The following is a 22,406-nucleotide window of genomic DNA, read 5'->3' on the forward strand; positions in this document are numbered from 1 at the left end:
TGACCGACGTGTTTGACTCGTCGTGATACGCTTTCTTATTCTCGAAGAACCCGCGCCACGCTTCGCTGTTTGCTCGCCGTACAGTTTGGGCGGTGGACGCGCCGAGAACGCCTTTGTATTTCCCTTCGAGTCGGCCTGTATCGGCGTCCCACACGTCGCCCCCGAAGCCGTCTTCGTCGTTGTAGCGCATGAGGCGCTGGTAATTGATCTCGTTCCAGAGAGCGGCGGAAGCGTCCAACAAGTCCCGTAGCACCTGCTCTCCATCACCAGAGAGCGGTCGCACAGCGAACATGTTGGTACGCTTCATTAGCCATTCCCGCATACGTTCGCTCTTGTCTTGAACGTCAGCCTACTACAGTGAAAGTAAAACCCGGTCAGCCTCATTGGAGACTCAAGGCCAGCAGTAACAAGGCGGTTTCTCATCGGAGTGGACGCGATTCACGCCCGCCATGAACGGCGGGATTCTCTCGCTGATTCAAGATAGCGTTTCGTTGAAACAGCGACGGTAATACACTGTTCACCGGCAAACGGGTGCGAGCCGTCGTTGACGACGAGCCACGGACGCTGTTTCTCCTCGCCCAGTTTGAACGGGTCTGCGCTCCGGACGACGTCCCCGCGCTCCGGTCGCATCTATCGGTCTGCCTCGGATTCGCTCGAGTGTGTCTGATCCGGCGCAACGGCGTCCCACTCGTCGGGGTCAATACCGCCATCCTCGGCGTCAAGTCGGCGAGTTATCGTATGAAGGTCGTACGCGTCGGCGACCCGTTCTAACTCGTCTGTGATGGCCCAGTACTCCCCCTTGTGACGAACGAGCCCCCGTTCTTTTAGCCGTGAGAGCGCTGTCCCGACCGTGTTCGGATTCTCGTCTAATGCCGCGGCGATCTCCGAGCGCGTGAACGCTTGTGATTGGTGCGTGTACAGGTAGGTGACGACCTGTTCGGGGACACTGGGTCCGTCCGGTAGCTCTCCGGACTCGAAATCGTCGATACTCACCGGCATATCCGTATTACGCGTATTGACGTAATGAATGTACTGACGTACTACCGTGCTTTCGCGTCTACTTCCTCGGTAGCGATCCGCCCTCCCGCCGCGTTCTCAACATCGACACTGGCGGCGGAAGCTATATTCGCGGGCCTCGGAAACGATGGGTAAGACCGGACACGGGCATGAGCGATACAGAGAAGAAGATAGCCGACACGCAGGGCCAGTACCTCCAGGCCGTCTCGCAGGGCCAGCGGCTCACCGACGCCGAGTGGCGAAACTGTCGCATCGTCCTCACGACCGAGCGCATCGCGCTCGTCGGCGACAGCAAGCGTCAGATTTCGCTCTCGGAGATCGACCGCCTCGCCGACCGCTTCGACGTGAACCAACAGAGCGCCGGCGTCTCCGAGTACGTCGGCTTTCACGTCGACGACGACGTTATTCTCGTCTCGGCGTCGGACCACCCGGCCTTCGAGACGGACCTCTACCGGGCGGCCTTAGACGGCGCGGTCGTCCTCGCGCAACACCCCGCGCTGAAAGGCGGTGTCGTTCAGGACGCCGAGTGGACGAAGGGCCGACTGAAGGTGAGCGACGAGACGGTGCGGCTCGCGCTGGCCGACGGACAGGCCGTCGATATCGACCGCACCGACATCGGCGACCTCTCCGTCGAGGAGAAAGAGGTCTCGGGTGCGGAACACACGGTCATCCAGGTCGAACACTCAGAAGCGGACATCAGCGTCGAGACCCACCTCGCCGGCGAGGAGTTCCAGGCCACCGTCCTCCGGACGATGCTCGAAGACAGCGCCGAGGCGAACCGCGCCGACCTGGACCTCTCGGCGACGGAGAAACGGGTCATCATGGCGCTGCATTCGGGCGTCTCGCCGTTCGACATCCCGAACTTCGTCGGCATCGACGTCGAGAAGACCGAGGCCATCTTCGACCGGCTCATCGAACTCAACGTCATCAGCGTCCTCCGCGAGCGGACCGAGGTGGCGCTGACGACGAAGGGCCGGCGGGTTGCGGGGGACAGGATGGGAGAACAGTAGGGAGGGGCGCGACTGGAAGGAGCGGCCCTCGAAAAGCGATGCGGTGAGTGAAACGAACCGCAGAGCAATAGGGAGATTCGGAACGAGTGAAGCGAGTGAGAATCTCGACAAAGCGCAACGGTGAGCGGTAGCGAGGTCGCGCCAGCGGCCTCGGTCAGTCGAGCGGGCACCGCCCGCGAGACAGCGACCCGTGAGCAGTAGCGCGGGCTCGAATGGAGTGAGGTCCCGTGAAACGATGTATCGTCTACAGGCGGAGCAGGGCGAGTACCTCGGGGCTTGCCCCCGAGGTACTTCACTCGGTGTCGAGTACGTCGATGTCGAGCAGTTGGTGAATCGGCTGTTTATCGAAGTCCTTCTTGTCGGCAGTTACGAGCGTTGCTCCGTGTTGTCGGGCAGTTGCCGCGATAAGAAGGTCGCCGACTTTGAGTGAGGTGCCAGCACTTCTGAGAGCTGACTCAATGTTCGCGGCCTCTTCAGCGGTATCCTCGTCGAACGAGATCACGTCGTCTACGGCATCGGTCAACTGATATGGACTGATAGCGCATACCTCCGTCTTCAGGCGGAGGTCGAGCGGTAGGCCGGGTGGTGCAACCGCCGTCGGTGGCCGGTCAGGATTTCGACCGAAATCGTTTTTCTATGGCTCCACGTAACATGGGGTGCTACGGAATCGGTGAGATGCCGTCCCCGAACCACAAGGGGTAGCGGACCAGCGGTGGGTCGCACGGCGATGACACGGATTCCGATGGGGCCTCTTTGGCCGGGCCACAGCCCTACGAGGGAGGTAAACGAGAGTTCCCCCAGTGTGTCGCTGGTTCCCTCTGAGTGCGGGTTGGAACCTCGAACGCTATGTTCGGCGGAAATCCGATGGTCGGATTCCACGTCCTTCAGGGCGTGGAGGAGGTCAATCTTTCGGCGTCGCTGTGTGTTCTGGTCGTCGTAGTAGCTGAGAAATTCGTAGAGGACGATCGCGGAGATACCCCACGACTCTTTGCTACGGGCCGCAAGATATTAGACGACATTTTCGTCGGGATTCTGTCCTGCATACTTTCGCAAGACGTTGTTGTCGAGAAGTATCATTCCGACTGTGACCGCCGCTCATCGAGCGATTCGTTGAGATCGTTTCGCTTCTGTTTCATGTGGTCTTTCAGGCCCTCCTCAGCGAACCCAGCCATCTCTCTCACGTCGTCCTCGGTGCGGGTGACTGCCAGTCGGTCGAGTAACTCGTCGAACGTCTCGTCGTCGCGCTTTATCGCTTCGAGCTTCGCTTTCGTCTCGTCAGATATACGAATCGACGAACTCATATCGAATACAAGGTATTCGACTCGGATAGTGGTTCCGCTGGCGTGCAGTTAGTCGTTCGCATCGCCATTTCCGAATATCTGGATACCACCCCCTCAGTGGGGATTCTTGACTCTTCTCGGCTGATTTTCTGTAAGTAGGAACAGCCTTACGCCTTGTTTTCGCCCGAATCGGTCGATGAGGGCCGAACCGATCGATTCGACCGACGCGACTCTCGCTCCCGCCGGTGAGCATCTCCGCCGTATCGATCCCCGCGGACCCCGTTAGCCCCGCCATATTCAAATCCCTACTAGCATTGATACGCGTATGGACATCGACACGGCCGTGGTCCTCGCCGCTGGTGAGGGGACCCGGCTCCGCCCGCTGACGCGAAACCGGCCAAAGCCGATGTTGCCGGCAGCGAACCGACCCATCCTGGAGCACGTCTTCGACGCTCTGGTCGACGCCGGCGTCGAGAAACTGATCGCCGTCGTCGGCTACAAGCGCGACCGAGTACAGGACCACTTCGGACCGACGTATCGCGGCGTCCCCGTCACGTACGCCATCCAGCACAAGCAACTCGGGAGCGGCCACGCGCTGTTGCAGGCCCGCGACAGCGTCGACGGACCGGCGTTGGTCCTGAACGGCGACCGGCTCATCGACGCCGGGACGGTCGAAGCCGTCGCGGAGACGTTCTCCCAATCGGGCAACGCCACGATGTCGGTGGTCGAACGGCAGGAAACCAGCCGCTACGGGGCCGTACAGGTCCGGGACGGCTACATCACCGACCTCGTCGAGAAACCTCGCGAGGGGGACTATCGCCTCATCAACGGCGGCGTCTACGCCTTCTCGCAGGCCATCTTCGACGCGATTCAGGACACGCCCCGGCAGGCGGGCGAACTCGCGCTGACGGACACGCTGGCGACGCTCGTCGACGAAGAGCGCGTCCGCGGCGTCGAAGTCGACGGGATGTGGGTCGACGCCACCTACCCGTGGGACCTGCTGACCGTCGCCCGCGAGGTGCTGGCGCGGGGTCGCGTCGTCGAGAGCGCGCGACGCAAGCAGGTCTGGATCGCCGATTCCGCGCGGGTCCACAACGAGGCCGTCCTGCAGGGGCCGGTCGTCGTCGGCCCGGACTGCGAAGTCGGACCGGACGCCGTCATCGGCCCCGACGCTGCGCTCGGTCGCACCGTCACCGTCGGCGCGAACAGCGTCGTCCAGAACAGCGTCCTCGACGCCGATACGCGAGTCGACCCCGGATCGACGCTGCTCGATACCGTGACTGGACAGGACGTCCACCTCGGCGCGACGACCGTCGTCCCGGGCGGCCCGGCCGACGTGCAGGTCGGGACGCGTATCTTCGAGGACCAGCGGCTCGGCGCGGTCATCGCCGACCGGGCTCGCGCCCGCGGCGACGTGAGCTTCACGCCGGGATCGCTGGTCGGCCCGAACGCCACGCTCGACGCCGGCGTGACGGTGCGTGGGAACGTTCGCGAGGGCGCGGAGGTGACCCGCTGATGTGCGGCATCATCGGCTGTGTCGGCCGCGGCGACGAGACGCTCGATACGCTGGTCCACGGCCTCTCGAAACTGGAGTACCGCGGCTACGATTCGGCCGGGGTGGCGATGGCCGACGACACCATCGACATCTGCAAAGCGTCCGGTGAGATATCGGATCTGAAGAAGGCGCTCGAATCGGCGCGGCTCTCGGGCTCGGTCGGCATCGGTCACACCCGCTGGAGTACGCACGGCCCGCCGACCGACGGGAACGCCCACCCGCATCAGGACTGTCACGGCGACGTCGCCGTCGTCCACAACGGCATCATCGAGAACTACCAGACCCTGCGTGACGAACTCGTCGCGGCCGGTCACACCTTCACCTCCGATACCGACACCGAAGTCATCCCCCATCTTGTCGAGGACGAACTCGAGGCGGGACGGGATCCCGAGAACGCGGTTCGGGCGGCACTCGCTCGGTTAGAGGGCAGTTACGCCGCCGCCGTCGTCGTCGCCGGCACCGAGGCGGTCTTCGCCGCGCGCAACGACTCGCCGCTCGTGTTGGGCCTGACCGAGGACGCGACCTTCCTCGCGAGCGACGTCCCCGCGTTCCGCGACTTCACCGACCAGGTGGTCTATCTGGCCGACGGTGAGTTCGCGCGCTTAGAGAGCGCGGGCTGGACCGTCACCGACCTCGACGGCAACCTCGTCGAGAAAGAGGTGGATACGGTGCAGTGGGACCCCGAGGAGACGGGCAAGAGCGGCTACGACCACTTCATGCTCAAAGAGATACACGAGCAACCACGGGCGCTCCGACAGTGCCTCCGCGGCCGCGTCGACGAGATGGCCGGCACCGTCGACATCGAGGACCTCGCGGACCTCTCCCCAAGTGGTGTGCAGTTCGTCGCCTGCGGGACCTCCTATCACGCCGCGCTCTACGGCGCGCAGCTGTTCCGCGACGCCGGCATCCCGGCCCAGGCGTTCCTCGCGAGCGAGTACGCCACCGCGACTCCGCCTACCGGCGAAGCCTTGGTGGTGGGGGTCACTCAGAGCGGCGAGACGGCCGACACGCTGTCTGCGCTGCGGGCCGCCCGTAAGCGCGGCGCGCGGACGATGGCCGTCACGAACGTCGTCGGATCGACGGCCGCCCGCGAGTGCGACCACGCCTTCTACATCCGCGCCGGCCCGGAGATCGGCGTCGCCGCCACCAAGACCTTCTCCTCGCAGCTGACGGCGCTGAACCTGCTGGCGCTGGGGATGACCAACACCCAGGAAACGCGCGAGACCATCACCGCACTCCGGGAACTCCCCGGCAACGTCCAGCGCATCCTCGACGAATCCAACGCCGAGGAGGTGGCCGAGACGTACGAGAACTCGGACGCCTACTTCTTCATCGGCCGGGGCTATCAGTTCCCTGTCGCACTAGAGGGCGCGCTGAAGATGAAGGAGATCACGTACAAACACGCCGAGGGCTTCGCCTCCGGCGAACTGAAACACGGCCCGCTGGCGCTGGTGACTCAGAACACGCCCGTGTTCGCGGTCGTTACGGGCGATGGGGAGCAAGCTCGGAAGACTCTGGGTAACGTCAAAGAGGTGGAGGCACGGGACGCTCCCGTGGTGGCGATTACCGACGGCCAGTCGGAGGTTGAACGGTACGCCGACCACGTCTTGGAGTTGCCGGAGACGCATCCGCGCGCCGCTGCGGTACTAGCGAACACGCACCTGCAGTTGGTGTCCTATCACGTCGCGTCGCTACTGGGGCGGAACATCGACAAGCCGCGGAACCTGGCTAAAAGTGTGACCGTGGAGTAGCTCGGCTTTACCGGTCTTTCTCGTCCGAGGGCGTGTCTTCCGTCCGGTTTTCTTCCGGGAGTTCCGGTGGCGTCAGAAGAGAGACGGCTACTTCGTAGCCCCTGGTTTCTGAGAGCGGGTCGAGGACGGTTTCGTTGAGACGGTCGGTCGCCCGATCAACGATGGAACCGATACGGGAATGCTGCCAGGCTCGTTCGCCAGTTGAGATGACTCGATCCAAGACAGCGATGATCGGTCCGACTGTATAGGTCTCTCTGAGGTCGATGACGATGACATCGGGTTCGGGTTCTTTGGTGAGCCAGCGGTAGAGATAGGAACTGCGGATGATGTCGCCCATTCGTTCGGCTGCCGCGTTGACGGTACCGACGATAGACGAGCGCTCGACTGCTCGGCTCGCTCTCTCGGTCACCGCGTCGAGCCCACTCGTCGACCCCGAATCTTCAGCCGTCATCCAATTGGTGACTCCTTCGACCCTCGCCGTATGTGGGTTTCGGTCACGTACTCAGCATCTCTCTTTTACCTATGAACCTATACTGACGACTTGCGCTTCGACTGTGATGGTCCCGAGATCGAGGACGACGCTCGATCCCTGTCGGATGGGCTGGCCCTTGAACTGGACGCCGCTCGCCGTCTCGCGAACGCGGAGTTCGGTCGTGAGCGTAACCTCGCGGTTGAGGGGATGTTCGACGACGTTCACGGAGCCGTTCTGACCGGTCGTGATCATGAGCGAGGGTTCGACGCTGACGTTCGTGACGCGAGCAACAGTCTTGCCGCCGGTTCGCTCGGTCATCCCCGGCTCGAACGCCTCGGCCATGTCTTCTCGAACGTCGTTCATGCGGAGCGTGACGGTACGATTCGCCGTCGTCCCGTCGATACCGCTCCCGATCTGTTCGATTTTCCCGTCGATTACGTACTGCTCTGCGGGGAGCGTGATAGACTGACCCCGACGGACCTGCGTTCCCCCGAAGCGACGGTCGCCCAACTGCTGGTAGGTCTGGAGGTCGGCCTCGACGAAGACCCGGCGCTGTGCAGGGTCGTTCGTCGCGTAGGTGGTGACGTTCTCGATAGTGGCGACGGTGCGTCCCGTGATTCGGATCTCGTCGCCCGGCGCGACCGCTTCGGCGTCAGCCGTGGCCATCATATCCCGGAGGACGACAGTGGTGGTCTCCGTATCGAGGGCGTTGTCGCCGCCGACTGAACGGATGTTGCCGTTCACCTGGTACCGGTTGGTAGTGATATCGAGTAAACGGCCGATGCGTGGAGGCGCATCGGCGTAGGTGAGACTGTCTCCGGTGGGTGTGCCTCTGAGTTGGACCCGGAGGACGACGTGTGTCTCGGCACCTTGTGGGGTGAGGTAAACGTCGGTGATGGTTAGCTGGGAGGTACTACTGGCATTGTAGGTGTCGCCCTCGTTGATCGCAGCGACGATTGACGCGGGTTGCGTACCGAGGTCCAGAGTGGCGTTGGTCGTGGCGTAGTCTGGTGAGTCTGGTTCCGGTTCTGGCTGGAAGACCAAGGCTGCCCCCGCGATTGCGACTGCGAGGACAAGGAGAACGACGAGTGCGTCGACGACGTTGACGAGTCCGAAGAGATTGCCATCATCGTCTAAGAATGGCATATGGAATCACGCTCGGGGGACATACACTGTGGGGGAAGGGTTCAGAGTAAACAATTTCGGTTAAGACTCGTTTGACACGTAGGATGGAACACTACGTGCGCGACACTTTCGCTGGAGTGACTTTGGCATCTCTTTGTGCAATTCGATTCTTGCTAGCCTGAGTGCCTGTTAACATTCTCGAAACTAACTTATCTGTCTCGGACAGGTACTGACGGTAAACCGATGCGATCCACTTCTGCCCCTGAATCTGGTATGGTGTATCCGAGACGTATGCGTTGAACTGGTCCGATTCAGATTGAATGAGTGACCTGATAGCCAAATACGTGGCTTCGAACGAGATGCAGTCACTTCCGACGATGGGGGACTGACCCACTGGCGTCTCGGGTGGTCGCTGTGCAGTAAGTAACCAGTTCTGGGTAGCGAGCCGACGTTCGAACTTGACAATATGAGATGGGTGGCATGCGGCCCGGTTCTTTTCGTATACACGACCACAGACTGGGCAAGTCCTCTCAACGAAGTCCATGAGTTCCGGCTGGTTTCCCTGATCACCCTCTTCTGACTGAGCCTCAGAGTTGCTTGACATACTGTAACTAAACCCCCGGTCAAAGTTAAGGTCAGTCTGGAGCAAGAGTCTACATCGAACTCTGGGTCACCGATCATCAGCGAAATAGAGAAATTAGAGTGCCAGTTCAAGCGAACTATTGTTCTATACTTGTTCTACTTAATCGCCAAACATCTGGTGCATCTTTGGAACTCCAATATAGAAGGCCATTGATTGAAGATTGCTTCCTGTGTTCATCATTGTCAGCATCTCTCCACTACTGCAGCGTCACATAAACATCCACACCCACCTTCCAAATCTGTCTGATAACCAATTTTAGATCATATCTGAACGACTGATCGCGTACGTATTCCAAATCCCACCGTATTTTCTCGTTGGGTTCGTGTCCGGTCACGCTGTTCACTTGCGCGAGACCAGTTAGCCCCGGTTTCACAAACCATCGCTTTTGCCAGTCTACAACACCGACTTGAATATCGGAATCGAGCTTGGGCCGTTCCGGTCGTGGACCGACGACGCTCATATCGCCTCTGATCACGGACCAGAGTTGCGGAATCTCGTCTAAATGCGTCTGGCGTAGCACTCTCCCAACATCGGTCACCCGAGAGTCCACGCCACCAGCATCTTCTTCACTGATTTTTGCACCTGTGGCGTCCTCAGCGTTCTCAATCATCGACCGGAACTTGTAGACGTCGAACGTCTCTCCAAATACCGCAGTTCGTTCCTGCTGGTATAGCACGGACCCACCATCGTCGAGTTTGATCGCCGCGGTAATTCCCAGAATAACCGGTGAAAGAACCACCAGGCCGACGACGGCGAAAACCACGTCGAACACTCGCTTCAGCAGATAGTCTTGCACGTCCCACGGTTCGATCTCGACGTCGACGAGCGGCCCGACCTGTCCCTCCGCGACCAACACAGAGTCAGTGTGGTCTCGGTGGACCTTCGCGTTGACACCATGCTCGTAGCAAGCATCCAATGCCCCGAAGAACTCCGCGCGGTCGGCGTGACCGAACGCCAGCACAACGGTCCCCACGTCGTACTCGACGAGCACGTCTTCGATACGCGAGAGTCCGCCGAGACGCTCCATTCCGATCGACTCGCCGCCGTCGGTAGCCAGCCCAGAAACGCCAATCGGCGCGGCAACTGCACTCGTCGGGCAGAGATACCCGAGCAACAGCCCGTCGACTTCGCGGGCTACCGCGTCGATCGTCTCCAGGTTGTCGCCGACGACGAGCGTGCGCTCGCCCTTCGACGAGGGCCGCTGGCGAATCCAGACGAACCATGCCGGAAGTACCACCAGTAACAGCGGCGTCATCAGCAGCACCGTCAACCGCGGGAGCTGGTAGCTGTAATCGAAGTAGCCGATCGTTGCGAGCGCGAACACCGCGACGAGCACCCGCTTTTGCGCGAGCGAGATAGTGTCGAGAATCCGCCGCGGCCGGGGTTTGTAGAGCGGGAGGAACGCTCCTGCGAACACTCCAACGGCTATCAGCAGTTCGAAGGCGAACTCCGGACCCACCGGTGGATCCGGCGACAGTCGATCGAGCAGGGGAACCATCGTCGCGACCGACTGGACGGTCGCGTTGTTCACGAGCGTGACAGCGAGCGCTGTGAGGACGACGACGCCCGTCACGCTGGCCACCCGATACCGCCATCCGCTATCCATCATCAAGTTGATTCGAGAGGAGTAAAATAAGTCCTGCGTCCTTCAGGAATGGAGACCAGTTCGAAAGTAAGCAGGACATACCGACTCTCATTCACCCTGTTTCGTTGCCGACAGTGACGTTTCCGCCTTCGGTGATGACTCGCTCCGGAACGACGACTTCTCTCGTCTCGTTCTCAACAGTCACCGTGTATGTCCCCGGATTGGCGACAGTCACAGAGAACGCACCGCTCGAACCCGCTGTGGTTCGTCGCCGGTATTCGACTGTCTGATTCGAGACGGAGAGCGTAGTCGAAACCGTCACCGTCGCGTTCGGCGCGGCCGCCCCTTCGATGGTTCCGCCCGGAACGAGCGCGAACGCCTTGTAGCGACCGTCTGCGGTCGCGAACACGGGTCGGTAGTGGGCGACGCCCGGTGCCCGCTCAGTCCGCGAACCGTACGATTCGTACAGCCGCGTGTGGGTCGCCCGCGAGGCGTTGACTGGCGTATCGCTCTGTACGACTACATAGCCAGCGCGGTCGCTGAGACGATTATACCACTCCCCCGGATTCGTCGACGTGGCGAAATCGGCGTAGTTGCTCCGTGCATACGCATAACTGCGCGCCTCACCGTTGACGAAGTAGTTGTAGACGCGATTCTGCCCCCACCGGCTGAAGACATAGTTCTCGGGATACTCCAGTTCGTGTGCGGCGGCGTTCGCGTCGAGCGCGGTCGCTGTCTCGTACGTCCCGTCGTCGATGACGACCTGACTCGTCTTGATGGGGACCTGCAGCGCCCCGAAGCTGCCGACGAGCAGAAAGAGGGCGAAGAGCAGCCCGATCGTCTTCCGGTCTGGAATCCTCACGCTTCGCACCGATTCGCTGGTCCTCGCGATTGGACGCGCAAGGTCGATATGAGCAGCGAGCGATACGAACGCGTAGCCCGCGAAGATCGCGATAAACGTCCCGAGCTCGCCGACGAAGCGGACCTGTATCGTCGCCAGTGCGAGGAAGTACCACCCGTAGGTTCCGAGGACGGCCCAGCCCGGATTATCGGTTGCCGCCAATCGCACACACCACACCATCACTGGGAGAGCGAGAATGAGCGTAAAACCAAGGAGAAACAGGAAACCGAACGATTCGGTGCTGAAGAGCCCGTACACTTCGGCGATAGCGTCGGAGCGAAACAGAGTATCAAGTCGACCGATGGACTCCGCCCACTGCTCTGAGAAGAGACTGCGAACGAGTAACAACCCGCCGATACCGACGACAGCGTCGACGGCTACCAGATGCATTGCAGTTCCACCAACTCGGTCGACGAGTACCGCCAACAGGACGACACCAGTGACGCCAATGAACAACAGTATCGGTGCACTGGCGACGAGCGTCGTATGCCAGTTTGCAGCCGCGTGAACGCCCCACGTGAGCAGTGCACCGAGCCCGGTTCCCAGAAGCACCGGGACGTACCGCAAACTCGGCGTTCGACCTACATGAAGGTCGAGTACCGTCGCTGCCGCCACAGCTAGACCGACGGGAACGATGAGCAGCGGTCCCGCTTCCCACGAAAGGACCTGCCCGGCGATACCAAGGCCGAGCCCTCCTGCCGCGATCCACGTCGTCGGTCGATAGGACCACGTCCGTTCTTCGTTGAGGTCGACAGTTAGCACGACGAGGAGGGCGAGCGCAGTCAGCCCTAACCACGGGTAGTCGAACGCGTGGTGATCGGCGAAACCGAGACTCGTCCGGAAGGCGTGGCCCGGCAGGAACGCGAGAAAGAGGACCGACGCTAGTCCAACGCGTCGGTCGTTCGTGACTCTGACCGCGAGCAGATAGACCAGCACGCCCGAAACGAGTGCGGAGAGCACCGGGTACCAGGCGAGGACGTGTCCGATGACGCGGTCGCCGCCGCCGAACAGTTCCGCAATCCACCACAGCGTCGCGACCATCAGCGGTTCGCCTTTGGTCACCGCGTCGGGGAGGACCGCGAGCGAGGCGAAATCGAGCCGTCCGCCGGCTTCGGCGGCGATCTGTTCCACCCAGTATCGGTAGTAGTACGGGTCATTCCCCGAGAGCACGATGTCGCCGCCACGGTAGATAGCTCCGACAACGTACGCTCTCGCTGCGAGGAGGGCTGCCAGGGCACCCGCGAGCATCGCGATGACCCGCGGTTCGATAGAGATGTTCTCGAAGACGTTCGAAAAGTCGGGTGTCTCGAAGGAACTCGACTCGTCAGTAGTCGGGTCCTCACCAAGTGCCGCTCGTACTGTATCGGGGTTCGCGACTCGGTAGTTCCCGTCGTCGGCTTTCTCGACGATGCCACTCGATACGAGTTCACCGAACATCCCGGAGTCGACGGGAACGTTGTCGAAGGTCCACGTCTCCTGTCTGGCATCGACGGCGAGGACGTCCTCGGTCGCAGCGGCCAACTCGGGGCGGTCCTCCAACACCGTCACAGCTCCCCCGTCGTCGCTCATATCTCCGACCTTTCCTGTAACCGGAATAAATCCATCGGGACGACAGACGACGTGGGATTATCGAGACGTGTCTCTACCGGCTGCCGTTAGATACGAAGATGTGCCGTCGCTCACTGCTCCCCGGCGTTGGCCACCCGCGACAGCCACCGTTCGCCGGTCGAGCGGAGGACACCGAGTCCGGGGCGGCCGTCCACCCACCAGCCGACGACGGAGAGTGAAACCAGTCCCAGTTCGAGCGCCATGTATGAGTCCAGCGAGGCCTGTGCGAAGTGCGCCCAGAAGGTCTGTGCGATCTCGGGTTCGGGCATGGGAAACACCGGCCACAGCAGGTACGTGAGGTTGCCGTACGCGCCCTCGATGGCCGAATAGAGACCATCTGAGAGGACATGGATGAGATAGCCGACGAGAAACGCCACACCGACGTCGCTACGATGGTACCGGCGAGCAACATAGCCCACGACGAGGGCGACGACGGCCAACGTCAGTAGCGAGTGCGCCAGGGAACGCCCGCCCGGAAGCACGCCAAGCGTCCAGCCCAACGGCTTATCGACGAGGTCCGGAAACTGCGTCCCGATGGCGAGGGCAATGACGGGCAGTCCGGCCGGTGTCTTCCCCTGTGCACGGATACCGAACGTGTAGCAGAGATAGCCCAGCGCGGCGTGTCCCCAGGGCCACATTATAGTTCGGTAGAACCGACGGCGTGTTGACGCTACCGCTTTCAGTCGATAGGCATTCGAGAGGATGTCACGTTTAGAAGTAGTCGGTCAAGCGTGCTGTCCTCCCGAATGTTGTGCCGCTGCCATGAGACTTCGTAGGCTAATGGGGCGTCTTGTTAATGACCTTATTTCGAATGATGACTTCGACAGCGGTCGGGGCTGAGTGAGAGTAGATTTCGTGAGCTTTTCGGCGGTCGCATGCACTGCAAAACCGATCAAAGGCCTGATTTGGATATGGAATGATTGGTACTAACTCTGTATCATCCAACTCGTATCGAAGTATCGATACTGAGTGTTGCTTCGAGCTCGACACTCTAGTGTATCCAACTAAGCTAAAAAGAGAGTAGATTTCGTGTGCTCTCTCACGTTCTATCGAAAAAGGTGGCCAATAGTGGTCGAAAAGAGTATATATTCTCAACAGTAATATAGCATACGAAACAGACGAAGTGAACTCTCTGTATTGACCGAGCCTACTGCGAGATTACTACTGAGGCGTTTTTCCGCTCTCAATCGATGTGCAGTGCATCTGTTCTGTTGGTGAATCAGCTAACGGGAGTTCAGCAGTATCTACGACCGTCGCACCAGCGGCTCGTACCACCTCGATTCGCCCGATACCAGTCGATGAAGCAGGACGTCTTGCCTCAAGGAGCCGCCGAAGGCGGTGAGTAGACGGGTGCAGTTCATCGCGGGCGGATTCAGGTAAACTCCTTAGTCCCGTACTCGGATAACACGGGCTCGTCCCGATGACTGTCGATGAGCGACATGAGCGTCAGTACGTGACAGAGGTCTCCCCGTGTGTAGGATTCCGGGCTCGCGAGGACGGTTCGTTCGATGCCCTGTGGATCGACGACGTGCTGTGAGTTCCGGGTATTCTGTTTTCGCAAGCAGGTGAGAATAGACGGGTCAGGATTGGTGGTGCCACTGAGCCCGAGGACGCGTTTGATAGTCGGCTTAACGGTCTCGAAGAAGCCGGGGTAGCGTTGCAGGACGTTGTAGAGCCCCACCCGTGCTTCGTGGGACCGACTCGCCGGCGGGGCACCGAAGTTCGCGTTCGGGACCGACGCCAGCTCCGAATCGAGATTCTTCAGAAACGCACTGTAGAGGCGATATCTGCGCTTTTGGTCGTCGGGACAGTCCATCGCGTATTCGACGAAGTCGATCGCGTAGAAGGGAGACGTCGTCCAGAAGTGATTCCGGTTCGTATCCGTGGCTTCGAACAGCCACGCGAACGCCCGCTGGAACAGTTCGAAGTGGACGAACTTCTTCGAGAGCGACGCCTCCGGGTACTCGCTGATTGTCTCTCGGATCTCCGCGCGAATCGCAGCTTCGTCGACACCGGTCATCCGCTTGACGTCCTCCGCACTGAATTTCTCCTCCGAGTCGAGGATGTATCCGACGAGGTCCGCCGTCGAGTTCAGGTCGATCACGGGCGAGAGGTTCGGAATGAGCTTGTCTCCGCCGTCGCCCGTGTACGACCAGAGTGGCCCATCGGTCGTCTCTCTCACGCGGCGGAGAAACGGCTGCATGTGCGCGATGCCGAAGGGATCGGTGCCGGCCGTCATGTCGAGGTGGTCGATGAGGTCGGCACCGGTCGGTCCGGGAGTCGAGAGGAGCCGCCAGTTCGACTCGACGGCCGTCGCCAGCTCGCCGGCGAGGTCGATATCGGCCTGCGAATCGTGTTCGAAGTTTCGCGTCGCCGCGCTGTAGTCGGCGTTGCACTGCTCGAACCCGCCGAGGATCGCCCGAGAGTCCAGCCCGCCGCTCAGCAGGACGACGTTCGCCCCGGGACAGCTTTCGGCGCGGCATCGGCAAGCGTCGGTGAACCGAGTCGACAGCTCACGGGCGTTCACTTTGACAGTGTTAGAGCTGTTTGGCTCGCCCTCTAGGTTGAACTCATGGTGTTGGTGTACGTCGAGGTCACCCGTCTCCGTATCGACTTGCACGTGATGGCCTTCTGGAACCCTGCGAATATCGGTATAGAGCGTCCTGTCTGTGAGCGCGTATCCGAGTCGGAGGTACTGGGCGACAGCCATCTGATCGAAAGTGTCACAGCCGCTGAGGCGAGCCAGAACCGGCTTGTTACGGCCGATCAACGCATACTCCGTGTTCGTCGCGTAGAACAGCGGGAGCTGACCGAGTAGATCCGGGACGATCTCCATTTCGGCCGCCGCGGCGTCGTATGCGTAAAAGACGAACTCGCCGTCGAGCGAGCGAAGCCACTCCGGGTCGGTCAGTGACTTCTCTCGCTGGCTGACCCGCTGTTCGAGTTCGTATTTGAGCGTCTGCGTCTCTCGGTTGTATACGACGCCCTCGACGTAGACCGTCACGTCGCCGAAGCGATACCGCTCGAACGGATACTCCGGATAGAGCGCCGTCGTGAGACGCACGCTCGGCGCGTCGCGGGACTCGAACGCGTATCGGTCGTCGTACAGTCCCGAGCGATGGGCCGCCTTCAGCTCCTCGCCACTTGGGATCTCTTCCCCTGCGGATACGGTAATCCCAGGCATGTTTGGGTTAGCGTGATACTGTATAATGAGTAGTTTCCTAATACGATAACTTCAATCGCTCATTGCGATTCGAAGACGGCGTTTACTTCCCATTTTTATGGCCGATGCCCGCTCAGAGGCCACGTCCGAAAGTAAAGCGGAACGATACTTACCACATGTAGTTCCCACCCCAACGGACGGTGGGAGGTGTCCACGCTAGCCGACAGTTCGGAACGGCTACTTCGACGTATCGGGCAGCGTGACGGCAGCGGGATCAGTCCATCGGCTCACGTCACCGCTCGGGTGGTGAGCCACGATGATCGACCCGGCGTCGTGCGAGCGAGCGAACCGCCTAACGATAGTCGCGTTCGCGAACCCGTCAGGGGCGTCGACGTTCACGCGGTCGGTCATCCCGTCGTTCTGCAGCGAGGCCTACCCGGCGAGCGCGAGGTCGACTTTCGGGTCGCCTGCTCGTTCTCGTTCGCCCGTGTCCGACACGACCGCGTCCCGCAGTCGCTCGTGCATCCCTGAAGGGACGACGTAGGCCGTCCCATCGGGCGCGACCGAGACGTACCCGGACCGGATTCGACCCGCGGGGAGTTCCGGGAAGGGGACGGTCACGCTAGTCCAGTGAGATGTTGGCAGTCTTCGTCTGGGTGTAGTGTTCAACGGCTTCCTGTGCGGTTTCCCGGCCCATGCCGGACTGCTTGTACCCGCCGAAGGGCTGGCCCGCCGGGAAGTCGTTGTAGGTGTTGACCCAGATGTTGCCGGCCTCGATGTCCTTGACGCACTGGTGGGCTTTCGCCAGGTCTTCGGTGATCACACCCGCCGCGAGCCCGTAGTCCACGTCGTTGGCCAGTTCGATCATCTCGTCGTAGTCGCTCCAGGTGAACACCTCTTGAACCGGCCCGAAGATCTCCTCCTGAACCGCCTTGTTGTCGTGATCGATGTTATCGATGAGCGTCGGTGCGACGAAACAGCCGTCCGAGAGGGCTTCGTCGTCCGGTTGGCTCCCGCCGGTGACGAACGCCGCTCCGGATTCCTCGGCCTCTTGGATGTAGCTCATCGTCCGTTCGACCTGTTCAGCTGTCACCTTCGGTCCGAGGTCCGTCGACTCCAACAGCGGGTCGTCGACGGTCAACTCCTCCGCCGCGGCCGCCAGTTCGTCCAGGAACTCGTCTTTCACGTCTTCGTGGACGAACAGTCGCGAGCCGGCACAGCAACACTCCCCGGTGTTGAAGAAAATGGCCGTGAGGGTCGTCTCAACGGCCTGTTCGAGGTCGGCGTCCGGGAAGACCACCAGCGGGCTCTTCCCGCCTAGTTCCAGGGTGAGGTCGGTGATGCTGTCCGCGGCGCTTTTCATCACCTCCCGACCGACTTCCGTTGACCCGGTGAAGGCGAGTTTCCGGATGTCCGAGTGCTCGGAGAGGGGCGCGCCCGCCTCCGCGCCGAACCCGGTGACGACGTTCACCACGCCATCTGGAATTACGTCCTCAGTGACTTCCATCAGTTTCAGAATGGACATCGGGGTCTCCTCGGCGGGTTTGAGCACGACGGTGTTCCCGGCCGCCAGCGCGGGGCCGAGCTTCCAGGCCGCCATCAGTAGCGGGAAGTTCCAGGGGATGATCTGCCCGACGACGCCATACGGTTCCCGGAGGGTCTGGACGTGTCTACTGTCGTCCGTCTCGACGGTCTTTCCTTCGTGGGCGCGAGCAATGCCGCCGAAGTATCGGAAGTGGTCGACGACGAGGTCCATGTCGATACGCGCCTCGGTGATGGGTTTGCCGTTGTCCAGGCTCTCGAGGCGCGCGAACTCCTCTTTGTGGTCCTCGACGGCATCGGCGATAGAGTCGAGCACCGACTGCCGCTCGGCCGTCGACATTCCGCCGTACGTCTCGTCATAGGCCTCCCACGCGGCCTCGACGGCTCGGTCGATGTCCTCGGCGCTACCGGCCTGTACCTCGGCGAGTGTTTCGCCTGTCGTCGGGTTGGTCGTCTCGAACGTCTCGCCGGAGGCACTCGGGACCCACTCGCCGCCGATGAATAGCTGCCGGTGGTCCGGGAGCACCTCGTCCGCTGCCTGCTCATGGCGCTTCTTGATCGCCGATTTCCGTTCCGCCGAGTCTTGCTGTTCGCTATCAGTTGACATGCACTATCTACTACCGACTATGTGTGTTTAGTCGTTTTCATGCGAAGGTCTGCCAGGCGATGATAGACAGCGGATTACCCGCTATAGGGACGGATGCGGCTGAATACGGCCCGCACGGTGATCGGTTCGTCGAGAGCGCCGCTGTGCTCGACCCAAAAGTGTCGTGTCTCACCGAGGACCCGATCCGTGACGTGCTGCCGAACTCGTCGAGAAAGAATCGAGACCGTTCGACTACTCGCTCTCGGAGGCGATAGCGTCGGCAGCCATCTCAGGGTCGACCTCGCCCTGCAGTCGCTTTTCGGCTTCGTCGCGGTCCTCCGGGTAACCGATATCGTTTCGCCAGCCGTCCATCCGGATGGCGTCGATGGTCCGGCCCGAATGAAGCAGGAGGTCGACGGCGTCGCTAATCTCGTACTCGTCGCGGTTCGACGGCTGGACGAGGTGACAGGCGTGGAAGATAGCGGGCGTGAACGTGTAAAAGCCGGTCATCACCAGATTAGAGGGCGGGTCGTCGGGTTTCTCGACGACCTCCGTGATTTCGCCGTACTTGTTGGTGTCACAGACGCCGTAGCGACTCGCCTCGTCCCAGGGCACCTCCTCGACGAGGAAGGCGGCGTCGGCCCGGTCCTCTTGTTGACGGTTGACGACGTCGCTGAGGTTCGCGTTGAAGATGTTGTCCCCGAGCATCAGCATGAAGTCGTCGTCGATGTGTCCCTCGACGGTCAGGAGGGCGTGGGCCAGCCCTTTCTGCTCGCGCTGGTGGGCGTAGGTAATCGGGACGCCGTCGAAGGTATCTTCGTAGTGGTTGATGATCGCTTGTTTCTTGTAGCCGACGACGACGAGCAGTTCGTCGGCACCGAGCTCGATCAGCTGCTCGAAACAATGTGTGAGGATGGGCTTCCCGGCGACTTCGACCATTCCCTTCGGTTTGTCCTCGGTGAGCGGGCGGAGGCGCGTCCCCTCACCGGCGGCGAGTACGACAGCTTTCATGTCCCGCCTTGGTCGGCCGACCGGTAAAACTCTTGTCGAAATATCGAATGCTTCTTCGGAACCTCTAGTCTAGTATCCTCCCTTTCAGAGGGCTAGTTAGGTACTATGCTCCGCAGAACCGCGATCAGTCTCTGTTGGCGTCGCTGCTGAGACAGTGCAAGTTGCAGCGTGGTTTCGAGCCGCTGACTCCTTGTCCTCGCTACTGGATTTATCGAGAACGCCCACCTCATACTCACTCGCCCGCACTCGAAGCGGGAACCAACCTTCCTCGTCAATACCGAGCAACGCCTCCGAATAGCCGTCTTCGTCATTGCCAGCCTTCGCTGAGCGGACCCAGTTTACTTCACGCTCGCTGAGGCCGAACCACTCGGCCAGCTGCTCGGCCGCTTCGTCCACGCGATGAATGAGTTTCATCGAACAGAGGTCCGCTATCGTCCGCGCTTCGGGCGTGAGCGAGAACTCGCCGCCTGTCTGGGTGATAAACTGCAAGGAGAGGTCGTAGTGTCGGCTGTGTCGTACGGCTGTTTCCAGAAACTCGAGTGAGGCCGAATCATTCATCAGGTAGTGGGCTTCGTCGATGACGAAGACGACGCGCTTCTCGGTCTGTTTGGCGCGTTCGTACACCGCGTTGAACAGCACTTGCATCATCAGACTCGTCTCGGTGCGACCGCGGGTTCCCTCCTCTTGGTGTAGGTCGATGTAGATGACGTCGTTGTCGAGGTCGAACTCCGTGGGACGTGCGAGGTTCGCTAAGTCGCCGCCCTCACGGAACGACGGTCGGAGGTCGATGAGCAGGGATTGGACGTCCTCCCTGACGCGTTCTTGTTCGCCGTCGGTGACATAGCCGAAGGCACCGGGGTCCTCCAGTAAGTCTTCCAGGACGACGACAACGTCGCGAATCGTCGGCGACGGATTATCGTGGGTCTGTGGGTCCTTCGTTATTCCCTGGCGCTCGTAGGCTTCCTGCACTGCGCGACGGAGCGTCTGTTTGCGGTCGTCAAGCGGGCTGCTGGCGACGTGAGTGAAGAACGTCTCGAAGAACGTGAGTACCCACGCGATCTGCTCTGCCCACGGGTTGATATCTGGAACGGCGTCCAGAACCTCGCGTGGCGTCGGCTGCAACTCTAGAGGATTGAACCCCCGAGAGCCACCGACGGTAACGCGCTCACCACCCAGCGCCTCGTTGACACCAGCGAAGCCCTCCAGCGGGTCGAGCATCACCAGCATGGTGTCCTCGTCGTACATCGCGCGGCGGATTAGTTGCAGTTTGGTCGAGAACGACTTTCCGGCACCGAGCTTCCCGATGACCATCATACAGTAGCCGGTCTCGCGCGTGAATCGGTCGAGGATGAGCGGACTCTCGTTCAGCGCGTACGTGCCGTACTCGATACCGGGTTCGGCGAGGGCTCCGGCGACGAAGGGAAACATCGCACCCACGGCAGCGCTCAGCATTGGTGTCTTCGTATCGAGTTGCTGATTCAGTTGGTCGACGCCGACGGGACTACTGGCCGTCAGCGCGTCCATTTGCGCCCAGCGTGGTGTCACGGGTGTCAGATTTGCTGGAGCGCGACGTGCCGTACTCACCACGCCGTCGACGTCAGGGGCGTCCTCGTCCTCATCACGGACGGTCAGATACATGGAGACATCGAACGCTTTCATCGGCGTGTTCCTGAGGACGTCGTAGAGTTCCTGATGGTCCGCGAGGTCTTTCTGTATCCCTCTGGCACCGGCGCGGCGTTTCTCGCTCAGATACTCAGCGTCTGCTTCTAGGTCTTCGATTCGGTTCTCCAGCGAGTTGAGCGTCGCTGCCGTATCCCGCGGATCGATATGGAGCGAGATGTCCGTTTTTCTGGTCTCTGCCGTCGAGTAGAGCGTCTCGAAGATACCGTCTCTCGGTGCGTCCGGAAATTCCGCGACCCAGAGCGTTCGTGCCCAGTTGTCGCCCGTTCGAACCGCGGTGGCCGTTCGCTCGATAGCATCCGGTCCGAGTATCGACTGATGAACGTCTGCAGGATCAGCTAATGGCTGGCCGGAGGGCCGATACTCGACGGATAGCTCTTGGCCATCGTCTGGGGTATCCGGGATCTCCTCCGACGCCTCACTTGAGGAGTCCTTGCCGACGAACGGCAGAAAGTCGAAGTTCATCGCGTGCCTCCGACAAGTGGCCGCGTCCGAAGCGCCTCGTGCATCTCGCCGTATTCAATCTCCTCTCCCGTCCAGAACTCGCTCACGAGTCGCGTGGCTGCCCCAGAGTCGATGCGACTCGCATGACAGCCATCGATATCACGGATGCCGGATTCGACGCGACGAACCCGCTCTTCGAGCGCCTCGAACATCGTCTCTCGTTGGATTTCGATTGGGGGTGCGTTCCACGCCTGGACGAAGAGTCCGAGTATGGGTATCCCCGCGAGCGTATCAAGGACACTCTCTCGTTCGAAGCGGACCTCCGAGGGCGTGACCGAGACGACGACGTAGTGGTCACGGATCGTCATCTGCCGAGCGGCGAGGTCGCGTTCGTACCACTCGACATAGTTATCGATGAGCGCGGCGAGTCGCGGATTCGCCTTCACGTCTGGATCATGTCGGCGCTCGCGATAATGGTCCAGATAAGTTTCGACCGGAAACGCCTGCGTCGTCGAGAAGATTTGCAGGGGAAACGTCACGGCAGTGTTCAAGAAGTCCTGAAAGGCCGTTGCCTTCGCTGCCCACTCTTCGTCGGTCGCCAATGCCATCGGAGGGGGAAGCACCTGTACGAACGCGAGGAATGCGCCGTCTTGCCGTTCGAGAACGTCACGCTCGGGATAGACTCGTTCGATCTGCGTGTGTGTTTTCGCGCTCTCGTGACCTTCCTGTCGGTCCTGTCGCCGAAATTGGAGCATCAGCATGATCCAATCGAGACTCGTCGTGTACTCTGGCGTGAGGTAGACGAACAGGACGCCGACGCCGATGGCGAACGCAGCGAGGGGAAGCGTCAATCCCTGAATCGGATACCCCGCGAGACTGAACGAGGACGGGAGCAATATCTGTGTAAGCAAGATGACGACGACGCCCGGAAAGAGCGCAACCGCTGCATCCGTGAGGGTATAGGGACCGATCAGTTTCGCGTCTGTACCGAGCGTCTTCGGAATTCGCTTTGCGGGTTGATGACTACTCATTT

General features: G+C 60.9%; 18 protein-coding genes and 1 pseudogene. 3 read left to right on the plus strand and 16 right to left on the minus strand.

Annotated elements, in window-relative coordinates; translation table 11 throughout:
• Together EGH23_RS23710 and EGH23_RS23715 are read right to left on the minus strand one after the other, a co-directional pair.
• A pseudogene (locus EGH23_RS23710) lies at positions 1-307 on the minus strand (RNA-guided endonuclease TnpB family protein); the annotation flags it as partial.
• 323 nt (positions 308-630) lie between these two features.
• A complete protein-coding gene (locus EGH23_RS23715) occupies positions 631-999 on the minus strand; it encodes a helix-turn-helix domain-containing protein (protein ID WP_220582460.1) in 369 nt (122 codons plus the stop codon).
• Positions 1,000-1,166: 167 nt separating this feature from the next.
• Here EGH23_RS23715 and EGH23_RS23720 point away from each other — a divergent pair, with 167 nt between their 5' ends.
• A complete protein-coding gene (locus tag EGH23_RS23720) occupies positions 1,167-2,027 on the plus strand; it encodes a CheF family chemotaxis protein (protein WP_220582461.1) in 861 nt (286 codons plus the stop codon).
• Between the two features lie 292 nt (positions 2,028-2,319).
• Here EGH23_RS23720 and EGH23_RS23725 read toward each other — a convergent pair whose 3' ends face one another.
• Positions 2,320-2,529 carry a type II toxin-antitoxin system VapC family toxin gene (locus EGH23_RS23725; protein ID WP_328766979.1) on the minus strand — a complete coding sequence of 70 codons (210 nt, stop codon included), beginning with the start codon at positions 2,527-2,529 and terminating at the stop codon, positions 2,320-2,322.
• 571 nt (positions 2,530-3,100) lie between these two features.
• On the minus strand, positions 3,101-3,328 hold the full coding sequence (locus EGH23_RS23730) for a DUF7557 family protein (RefSeq protein ID WP_220582462.1): 228 nt from the start codon (positions 3,326-3,328) through the stop codon (positions 3,101-3,103).
• 304 nt (positions 3,329-3,632) lie between these two features.
• Between EGH23_RS23730 and glmU the strand changes: the two genes are divergently transcribed.
• Positions 3,633-4,823, plus strand: coding sequence for a bifunctional sugar-1-phosphate nucleotidylyltransferase/acetyltransferase (glmU, locus tag EGH23_RS23735; protein ID WP_220582463.1), 1,191 nt, complete (start codon positions 3,633-3,635; stop codon positions 4,821-4,823).
• Positions 4,823-6,613: a glutamine--fructose-6-phosphate transaminase (isomerizing) gene (gene glmS / locus EGH23_RS23740; protein ID WP_220582464.1), complete on the plus strand. Its 1,791-nt coding sequence runs from the start codon at positions 4,823-4,825 to the stop codon at positions 6,611-6,613. The genes glmU and glmS overlap by 1 nt, the downstream gene beginning before the upstream one ends.
• A gap of 7 nt (positions 6,614-6,620) precedes the next feature.
• Here glmS and EGH23_RS23745 read toward each other — a convergent pair whose 3' ends face one another.
• The 12 genes from EGH23_RS23745 to EGH23_RS23795 form a co-directional block, all read right to left on the minus strand.
• Positions 6,621-7,064: a hypothetical protein gene (locus tag EGH23_RS23745; protein ID WP_220582465.1), complete on the minus strand. Its 444-nt coding sequence runs from the start codon at positions 7,062-7,064 to the stop codon at positions 6,621-6,623.
• A 69-nt stretch (positions 7,065-7,133) separates the two neighbouring features.
• Positions 7,134-8,231 carry a DUF4330 domain-containing protein gene (locus EGH23_RS23750; RefSeq protein ID WP_220582466.1) on the minus strand — a complete coding sequence of 366 codons (1,098 nt, stop codon included), beginning with the start codon at positions 8,229-8,231 and terminating at the stop codon, positions 7,134-7,136.
• 818 nt (positions 8,232-9,049) lie between these two features.
• Positions 9,050-10,459 carry a sugar transferase gene (locus EGH23_RS23755; RefSeq protein WP_220582482.1) on the minus strand — a complete coding sequence of 470 codons (1,410 nt, stop codon included), beginning with the start codon at positions 10,457-10,459 and terminating at the stop codon, positions 9,050-9,052.
• Between the two features lie 91 nt (positions 10,460-10,550).
• On the minus strand, positions 10,551-12,908 hold the full coding sequence (locus tag EGH23_RS23760; protein ID WP_220582467.1) for an STT3 domain-containing protein: 2,358 nt from the start codon (positions 12,906-12,908) through the stop codon (positions 10,551-10,553).
• Positions 12,909-13,018: 110 nt separating this feature from the next.
• The gene (locus EGH23_RS23765) at positions 13,019-13,585 is read right to left on the minus strand and encodes a metal-dependent hydrolase (RefSeq protein WP_220582468.1); all 567 of its coding nucleotides are present in this window, start codon (positions 13,583-13,585) and stop codon (positions 13,019-13,021) included.
• 734 nt (positions 13,586-14,319) lie between these two features.
• A complete protein-coding gene (locus tag EGH23_RS23770; RefSeq protein ID WP_220582469.1) occupies positions 14,320-16,131 on the minus strand; it encodes an asparagine synthase-related protein in 1,812 nt (603 codons plus the stop codon).
• A 216-nt stretch (positions 16,132-16,347) separates the two neighbouring features.
• Positions 16,348-16,521, minus strand: a complete 174-nt coding sequence (locus tag EGH23_RS26650) for a hypothetical protein (protein WP_236045047.1) — start codon at positions 16,519-16,521, stop codon at positions 16,348-16,350.
• Between the two features lie 21 nt (positions 16,522-16,542).
• Positions 16,543-16,731, minus strand: a complete 189-nt coding sequence (locus EGH23_RS26655; RefSeq protein ID WP_236045048.1) for a hypothetical protein — start codon at positions 16,729-16,731, stop codon at positions 16,543-16,545.
• 1 nt (position 16,732) lies between these two features.
• Positions 16,733-18,259 (minus strand): aldehyde dehydrogenase family protein, encoded by a 1,527-nt coding sequence (locus EGH23_RS23780; protein ID WP_220582470.1) that lies wholly within the window; start codon positions 18,257-18,259, stop codon positions 16,733-16,735.
• Between the two features lie 231 nt (positions 18,260-18,490).
• Positions 18,491-19,249: a UTP--glucose-1-phosphate uridylyltransferase AglF gene (aglF, locus tag EGH23_RS23785; RefSeq protein ID WP_220582471.1), complete on the minus strand. Its 759-nt coding sequence runs from the start codon at positions 19,247-19,249 to the stop codon at positions 18,491-18,493.
• Positions 19,250-19,345: 96 nt separating this feature from the next.
• Positions 19,346-21,394: a VirB4 family type IV secretion system protein gene (locus EGH23_RS23790; RefSeq protein WP_220582472.1), complete on the minus strand. Its 2,049-nt coding sequence runs from the start codon at positions 21,392-21,394 to the stop codon at positions 19,346-19,348.
• Positions 21,391-22,404, minus strand: coding sequence for a TraC-like domain-containing protein (locus EGH23_RS23795; RefSeq protein ID WP_220582473.1), 1,014 nt, complete (start codon positions 22,402-22,404; stop codon positions 21,391-21,393). The genes EGH23_RS23790 and EGH23_RS23795 overlap by 4 nt, the downstream gene beginning before the upstream one ends.
• Positions 22,405-22,406 lie beyond the last annotated feature (2 nt).

Source organism: Haloarcula nitratireducens (genome assembly GCF_019599505.1).